Below are 7,167 nucleotides of genomic sequence, written 5' to 3'. Positions count from 1 at the left end.
AATTATATAGATAAAATATTCAAAATACTTAATTTTCATAAAAGGGAGGAATGAGCTTATGAAAAAGAATTTTGTACTTGCTTCGCTGCTTCTGGGAATTCTGCTCAATGGCTGGGCAATCGCTTTTCTCGAATTGCCGTTTTATCAGACAGTGCTTGTACTTGCCGGCATCTCCATCCTGGTAATGACTGCTGTGCAAGAGAGATTCATCTTTTTGTATGCAATAACCATTACCCTTTCCTACGGTGTCTTTCTTACAATCTATGCTTTTGTCAATCAGCAATCGGCCGAGATTCAGCTCCTGTATATGTATGGGCATCTATTGCTGACGAGTTTTCTTCTATTGTATTGGATCCTGATGAACTTCATAAAAAAATTCGGTTATGAAAATAATGATCTTAAGCACGAGGTTCGTCTGCTGCAAAAATATAAAGGCGTGACCAAGCTGCTGACGCTTCCGGAGTTCGATGAACAGGCGCAATGGCTGTTGAAATCGAAGGAACGGAATAAAGAAGAGGCCTGGTTCGTCAAGATTTCCATCACTTCTCCCAATAAACGCGTGAAAGTGAATCTGCAGGAAGAGCTGGAACGTCTGGCGTTGCAGAGCATCCGCCAAAAATTCGACTTGGCGACAGGCGATATGGGGGCTATTTATCTTCTATTGAAGAATACACATTCAGAAGGTGTGCAAATCGTATTGGACCGTTTCTGGGAAAAGGTCCAGGCTGAAATTAATCTATCGGATTCGCCATACGCCACTGTAACCGAGCAGGTAACAGACGCAGAACAACTTGCAGGATTGATGGGGAAACCGTTATGACTTCCATTATTCTTATAATTATGGCCTTTTTCTGGACGCTGCTTATTTTCTACTCGATCTTGACCATTTCAGGCGTTTGGTTCCGGATTACATTCAAAGATCCCGAAGAATTAGAGGTGTATCCGAGTGTCGCGGTGCTGATTCCCGCTCATAACGAAGGCATCGTCATCGAAAACACGCTGCGGGCCATGGCGCGCCTTGAATACAAAGGTAAGCTGGACATTTATGTGCTGGATGACAGGTCGAAAGACGAGACAGCGGAAATTGCCAAAGAGTTTGCGGCCGTCTTTTCCAGAATCCATTATATTTCCGTTCCCGACGGTTCGCCTGCAGGCAAATCACGGGTATTGAATTACGGGTTGAGCATTTCCGACTCGGATTATTTCGTCGTTTACGATGCTGACAATGAACCCGAAACCGATGCCTTGGAGAAATTGGTGTGTACGGCGGAAAGCACTAAAAACGCGGTCGGCGCAGTCGGTTATGTGAAGACCAAAAATCGCAACGCCAATACCTTAACCGGCATGATCGCTTTGGAATTTCAAGTGTTTCAATTATTGATGCAATGCGGTCGCTGGAAAGTATTCAAGCTTGGTTCACTTGCGGGCACGAATATGCTGCTCAGGAGATCGGTTCTTGAAGAAATCGGCGGTTACGATGTATTCGCTCTTGCAGAAGATGCGGAACTGACAATCTGCCTCACGTCCAAAGGCTATCTGCTGCCGGTTGTTCCGACATCGAAGACCTGGGAACAGGAACCTGAAAGCATCAAAACATTTATCCGGCAGCGGACACGCTGGTTGACCGGCAATATCTACCTCCTGGAGAAATCCTTGCAGGATCTGACGCATTGGAAAGGAAAGACATTTTTCCTCAGCCTCCAGCATGTCATGACTTATCTTGTTTTCGTATTGGTTCTGCTGTTTTCGGATATCTTCTTCATCCTCAGCGTGGCCGGCTACGAGTTTCCGAATATGGGGGCACCGCTCCTGATCCTCTGGTTCATGAGTTATATCGTCTACACCAGCCAATTATTGAGCGCGTTGGTGATCGACCGCAACGTGACGCTGAAAAATGTCTTTTTCGTCTTCACCATGTATTTCACCTATGCCCAGCTGTTCATCGTGCTGCTGCTGCGCAGTTTTTCGCTTTATGCGTGGAGCCGCCTGCGCGGCAGAACAATTGCCTGGGACAAAACGAAACGCTTTAAAGGAATCGGCTGATGACAATGAAGTTCGTGATGCTGTTTCTGGTTTTATTGATGATGGGTGGTTGCGGGAAAATGGAATCCGTTCAGGAACAGGTCGAAAAAAATTATACGAATGCCGACGGACTGATCCACGCCTACCCGACAGAGCAGGATTCCGAATACTTATCCGAAACGCTCGGCTTATATATGGAGTATTTAACGCTTGTTGAAGATGAAGAGAACTTTTCCAAGCAGGTTGAACAGTTGAAAAGTCACTTTCTCGCGCAGGAAAACGGCCATTCCTTTATCCGCTGGCGCCTGAGCGAAAATGCTTCGACGAATGCGCTGATCGACGATATCCGGATCATCAAAGCTCTGGAGCAGGCGAGTGATATTTTTGGCAATGAAGAATATAGAACTCTTGCCGATAAACTTTCAGAAGCTGTAGCTGCTGTTCAGACCCAAGAGAGTTTAACAGTGGATTTCTATGACTGGTCGCTCAGGATGCCTGCCGAGCGGCTGACATTGAGTTATCTGGATGATAATGGAGCGATTACTGCCGAATCTTACGAATTGCTGGATATGGTCGATGCCAACGAAGTGTTTTTTCCCGAATACTACGACACCGCGGCCGAACAATACATCAGCAGCAACGAAGTGCACATGATCGACCAATTGCTGATTGCGCTGAATCGTGAAAAAAGTGGCCAGCCCTCCGAACAATTCGCGGAATGGCTCAAGGAAGAATGGAACCGGGAACAGAAACTCTACGGCAGATACGACCGGCAGAAGCTGAAAGCGACGGTGGACTACGAGTCTCTGGCTGTCTATTATTATTTGCACGCTTATTTTTCAACACTGGGTGAAACCGAACTGGCGGATGAAGTCTTCCAGCATACCAAGGAAATCGCTGCCGATGGAATGCTTGATAACGCCCATTTCTTTGACTTTATCCATTACCAGATGCTCGTGCAAAAACAATAATTTTTCTAAAAGCGCTTAAGGAATTTTTTAAGCCGTTCAATTTTGAATCGCAAAAGCTAAAATAACCGTCGAAATAGACTACAAACTAGAGCCTATTTGAATGGCATTTTATAACTCAAAATAGCACCCTGATTCGCAAGGGTTTCAGAAACCTGAATTTGCGAATCAGTAGTGCTATTTTTCTTCTCCTTTTGATAGCTTGAAAGAGTTTTTAATCAACCTGTCTCATATTGAACTAAAAGATTTCCATATTTGCATTCACTTCTTGAACTAAAGCATCCATTGCTTCAACAAGACTTATTTAACTTCAATAATAAAGGCATAACTAGAACTTCCTTTATCCCAACTTGCGTGGACATCGTAAATATAAATACCTTTTTCTTTTGGCACTATCAAAACATTGTTATTTAAAGAAACACCTTCAACTTCATTATTACTAAGCCATCTAGTGACGCCTACTGTATTTTCATTCGGTTCTTTTTCAAACTCAATTTTCAACTCAGATTCAGATGAGACAATCACAGGTTCAATTTTGTGGTGTTGAATTAGTTCTGGAGGAGGAATAGTATCAGCACAAGTAGCATTGAATAACCCTTCCCAACAGTAAGAACCTCTTGCTACGTCCAGTTCTTTTTCATCAACAGTTATAGTTGGCGAAGGAGGTGTAGGATTAAATAATCCAACAACAAAATATATCCCAAAACCTAGCCCAACTAATATTAGTAACGTAATGAAAAATTTTTTCAACGCTATCACTCCTCTTAAGGATTAGACACGCCAAAGCAAATAAAGTTACACATGTATTCAATTATCAACAGAGTTAATTAACATGGCTAAGGTTATAAAACAATCAATCACCACTTACCCCTTCTTCACAAACTCCGATTTCAGCTTCATCGGCCCAAAACCGTCAATCTTACAGTCAATATCATGATCGCCATCAACCAGGCGGATGCTTTTCACTTTCGTGCCCTGCTTCAGGACAGACGAACTGCCTTTCACTTTCAAATCCTTGATGACCGTCACGGAATCACCATCCTGCAGGACATTGCCATTGGCGTCCTTCACGACTTTTTCTTCTCCAGCCACTTCGTTTTCTGCTCCCGGCGTCCACTCATGGGCACATTCCGGGCACACGAGCTGGCTGCCGTCTTCATACACATATTTGGAATTGCATTTCGGGCAATTTGGCAGTTCGTTCATTATTATTACCTCCTGTTTATGCCGTCCGTTTCCGGAAAGCTCTTCTCTCTGCGTACAACACACACTTCTCACAAACAATAATCGCTTTATTCACTTCATTGAAATACTTCCGTGGCTCTGCAGCCTTCTTTTTGCATACTGCACATTTCTTTCTGAAAATCGACAACATCTTCTCCCACTCCCCCGAGTTTTATAAATGCAGGCAAATAAAAAATACTCTCAGGAAAAGCTTATCCCAAGAGCACAATATAAACCATAGCGAAATCATTTTTCTTCCTGCTGTAGCCACTTCGGCGGATACATATCCGCCGGAGCAGCCGCATACCAGGTATGATGTTCTTCTTCTTTTCGATCCTGCATCTCTTTCCATGCCACTCCAAACGGCAGCACGAATTCCTCTCCCGCGGGAATTCCATCGATCTTCAGCGAAATGCCGTCATCAAGATATTCCACGTCCTTCAGGTTCACGTTCCGCAAAGCCCGAAGCCAATCTTCGTCCACCACTCCAAGGCTCCATTTAAAATTGCCGCTGATCCAGCTTTTCAATTCCAGATGCTCTCCGGTCTCGATATAAGCATCGGTAATCTCCTTAGAAGGCGTAAAGCGGATGGTGAAAATATGGAGCTGCTTCTTTAGCGGTGTCACTCGTACTTCTATCAGGTAACGGCCGCCAACTGGGAACGGCTCATCGATTTTCTGTTCAATCACTTGCACATCCGCTTCGACTTCTTCCCCGTCTTCAACGTACACCCGAATCTCTAGCTGACCAAATGGCGTCTCCATTTTCCACCCATCCTTTCATTTTCACATCAAAATTTTTATTAAGCCCGAATCCACTTCCAAATCTCACCCGGCGTCGCATTCTTGCCGTACATGAGAATACCGGTCTGGAAGACTTTGCCGGCGAGTTTCATGAAGATCCAGACGCTGACGATGAGAACGGCGATGGCGATGATGATTTCCACCCACGGCCATTCCTCAAGCAGCGACAGGCGCAGGATCAGGACGCCCGGCGACGTAAACGGGATATAGCTGCCGAGTTGGGCAAAGAATCCGCTCGGGTCGCTGAATACGGGACCGATGAACAGGAATGGGCTGAACGGCAGCATCATGACGAAGCCCTGGAAGTTTCCGGCCGTCGACATGTCGGCCATCGTTGCGCCGATTCCGACAAACAGCGCCGCGTACAGCAAGTAGCCGAGAATCGCAATGAGCAATAGCACCAATAGCTCCGGCACAAGCAGATACTCGATGACCGGAAAGTCGATTTTCCAGATGAGCACCGGCAGCGCGATGACGATAAAGACGACGACTTGCACGAGTCCGAGGACGAAATAGCCGATGATCTTGCCTTGCATCAAGTCCGCCGGTGTCAGCGATGACAGGATGATTTCGGCGATCTTATCTTTTTTCTCCTGGGATGCGCTTTGGAAGATCGCCATCCCCGTGAAGACGATGGACAGCATCACGACTGCGGCGAACGCACCTGGAATTACACGTTCCAGCATGCTTTCGCTGAACAGGCCTTCGTCGTCCGATGCTACAGCCGCGTCTTCAAAGACGATTCCTTGCGCGACAATGCCTGCTTCCTCCGGCGTCAGACCAAGCTGTTCAATCTGCAGCATCTGCAATGGACCGCCGAGAATCTGCACTTCGTCCATGAAAGCGGAGCTTGTTTCTTCATTTGTATAGACCGTGACTTGGCCGGTTTCGACCGATTCTTCATCGATGAAGACATAGGCGGCATCTTCTTCGGTGCCAAGCGCCGCTTCCGCCTCTTGTTCCGTCACGTCCGTCTGTTCCATCTGCCATTCGGTATTGGCTGCGGCCGCTTCCAATTGTTCGTAGACGCCAAGCCCTTCGTTGACATAGACTTTCGTTATTGCCGCTTCCTCGTCTGAGCTGAATAAATCCGGCAGCAACAGGAACGCCAGGAAGATGATCGGCGTCAGGAACATGCCGATAATGAACGATTTGTTTTTGAGGTTCCGTTTGATTTCCCATCTGGCGACTTTCATCGTGTTACGCATGCAGCTCACCCGCTTCCTTCAAGAGATTTTTATCCGTGGCGATATCGATGAAGATTTCATGAAGCGAAATCCGGTCGATCGACAATTCCTGGATGTCCAGTTCGGCTGGAAGGTTTTTCAGCCAGACAGCAGGCTGGATGTGTTTGGACAAATACAGCACAGCCAATTCACCGTTCTGCTGGACCCGCTCGACTTCCGGCAGGCTTTCGAGCAGCGCCAAGCTGTTGGTCCCGTTGATCGTGCATTTGAAATTGGCGTATTCTTTCTTCACGTCGCTGAGCGGTCCGTAGATGACGCGCGTGCCGCGGTGGATCAGGAACAAGCGGTCCGCCATTTCTTCGACGAGATTCATCTGGTGGGATGACAATAGGATCGCTGTGCCGTTTGCTGCCAGTGAACGGATTTCTTCTTTGAACAGTTCCTGGCTCACCGGATCGAGCCCTGAAAACGGCTCATCCAGGATCAGCAGTTCCGGCTCATGAATAATGGCTGCGATGAACTGCACTTTCTGCCCCATCCCTTTTGACAGTTCTTCAACAGAGACTTTATCTTTTCCTTCAAGGCCGAACTTCTTCAAATAATCGAGCGCGCGCTGTTTGGCGCGGTCGAGCGGATAATCTTTCAATTCCGCCAGATACAATAAGATGTCCATGACTTTGACGTTCTTGTAGAGCCCCCGCTCTTCCGGCAGGTAGCCGATTTTATTCCGCGGGATCCCTTTCCCTTTACTGTTGTGGAATGTGATCGATCCTTCATCGGGATACATGATGCCCATGATATTGCGGATCGTCGTCGATTTCCCCGCTCCGTTCGGCCCGAGCAGCGCCATGATTTCCCCTTTTTTCACTTCGAAGGAAATATTCGAGATGATCTGTTTGTCTTTGAACGATTTTCCCAGACCTTCGACAGTCAGCATCGTTTCCATTCTCCTCATCCTTTCC

Annotated in this window: 8 protein-coding genes; 3 read left to right on the top strand and 5 right to left on the bottom strand. The window is 46.8% G+C overall.

The features are described 5' to 3' along the window. Nucleotides 1–58: 58 nt before the first annotated feature. The 3 genes from CXF70_RS16565 to CXF70_RS16555 are packed head-to-tail and all read left to right on the top strand — an operon-like array spanning nucleotide 59 to nucleotide 2,993. Nucleotides 59–820 carry a hypothetical protein gene (locus CXF70_RS16565; RefSeq protein ID WP_101803570.1) on the top strand — a complete coding sequence of 254 codons (762 nt, stop codon included), beginning with the start codon at nucleotides 59–61 and terminating at the stop codon, nucleotides 818–820. Continuing rightward, nucleotides 817–2,043, top strand: coding sequence for a glycosyltransferase family 2 protein (locus tag CXF70_RS16560; RefSeq protein WP_101803569.1), 1,227 nt, complete (start codon nucleotides 817–819; stop codon nucleotides 2,041–2,043). The genes CXF70_RS16565 and CXF70_RS16560 overlap by 4 nt, the downstream gene beginning before the upstream one ends. Next, nucleotides 2,043–2,993 carry a hypothetical protein gene (locus CXF70_RS16555; RefSeq protein ID WP_101803568.1) on the top strand — a complete coding sequence of 317 codons (951 nt, stop codon included), beginning with the start codon at nucleotides 2,043–2,045 and terminating at the stop codon, nucleotides 2,991–2,993. Before CXF70_RS16560 ends, CXF70_RS16555 begins: the two co-directional genes overlap by 1 nt. 297 nt (nucleotides 2,994–3,290) lie before the next feature. Here the strand turns inward: CXF70_RS16555 and CXF70_RS16550 are convergent, their stop codons facing one another. The 5 genes from CXF70_RS16550 to CXF70_RS16530 form a co-directional block, all read right to left on the bottom strand. Continuing rightward, on the bottom strand, nucleotides 3,291–3,749 hold the full coding sequence (locus CXF70_RS16550; protein ID WP_233208668.1) for a hypothetical protein: 459 nt from the start codon (nucleotides 3,747–3,749) through the stop codon (nucleotides 3,291–3,293). 105 nt (nucleotides 3,750–3,854) lie between these two features. Next, complete coding sequence (locus tag CXF70_RS16545) at nucleotides 3,855–4,196, bottom strand: zinc ribbon domain-containing protein YjdM (protein WP_101803566.1); 342 nt, start codon at nucleotides 4,194–4,196, stop codon at nucleotides 3,855–3,857. A 264-nt stretch (nucleotides 4,197–4,460) separates the two neighbouring features. Next, nucleotides 4,461–4,979, bottom strand: coding sequence for a hypothetical protein (locus CXF70_RS16540; protein WP_101803565.1), 519 nt, complete (start codon nucleotides 4,977–4,979; stop codon nucleotides 4,461–4,463). A 38-nt stretch (nucleotides 4,980–5,017) separates the two neighbouring features. After that, on the bottom strand, nucleotides 5,018–6,226 hold the full coding sequence (locus CXF70_RS16535; RefSeq protein ID WP_101803564.1) for an ABC transporter permease: 1,209 nt from the start codon (nucleotides 6,224–6,226) through the stop codon (nucleotides 5,018–5,020). Further along, the gene (locus CXF70_RS16530) at nucleotides 6,219–7,151 is read right to left on the bottom strand and encodes an ABC transporter ATP-binding protein (RefSeq protein ID WP_101803563.1); all 933 of its coding nucleotides are present in this window, start codon (nucleotides 7,149–7,151) and stop codon (nucleotides 6,219–6,221) included. Before CXF70_RS16530 ends, CXF70_RS16535 begins: the two co-directional genes overlap by 8 nt. Nucleotides 7,152–7,167 lie beyond the last annotated feature (16 nt).

This window comes from Planomicrobium sp. MB-3u-38 (assembly GCF_002836425.1).
In the GTDB taxonomy this organism is placed as follows: Bacteria; Bacillota; Bacilli; order Bacillales_A; family Planococcaceae; genus Planococcus; species Planococcus okeanokoites.
Note: the sequence above shows the minus strand (reverse complement) of the source record. Positions and strands in the feature narration are given on the sequence as shown.

Excerpts from the sequence above, each read along its gene's own strand:
- CXF70_RS16535 (WP_101803564.1), bottom strand. The coding sequence starts at position 6,226 with ATGCGTAACACGATGAAAGTCGCCAGATGGGAAATCAAACGGAACCTC.
- CXF70_RS16545 (WP_101803566.1), bottom strand. The coding sequence starts at position 4,196 with ATGAACGAACTGCCAAATTGCCCGAAATGCAATTCCAAATATGTGTAT.
- CXF70_RS16565 (WP_101803570.1), top strand. The coding sequence starts at position 59 with ATGAAAAAGAATTTTGTACTTGCTTCGCTGCTTCTGGGAATTCTGCTC.
- CXF70_RS16540 (WP_101803565.1), bottom strand. The coding sequence starts at position 4,979 with ATGGAGACGCCATTTGGTCAGCTAGAGATTCGGGTGTACGTTGAAGAC.
- CXF70_RS16555 (WP_101803568.1), top strand. The coding sequence starts at position 2,043 with ATGACAATGAAGTTCGTGATGCTGTTTCTGGTTTTATTGATGATGGGT.
- CXF70_RS16530 (WP_101803563.1), bottom strand. The coding sequence starts at position 7,151 with ATGGAAACGATGCTGACTGTCGAAGGTCTGGGAAAATCGTTCAAAGAC.
- CXF70_RS16560 (WP_101803569.1), top strand. The coding sequence starts at position 817 with ATGACTTCCATTATTCTTATAATTATGGCCTTTTTCTGGACGCTGCTT.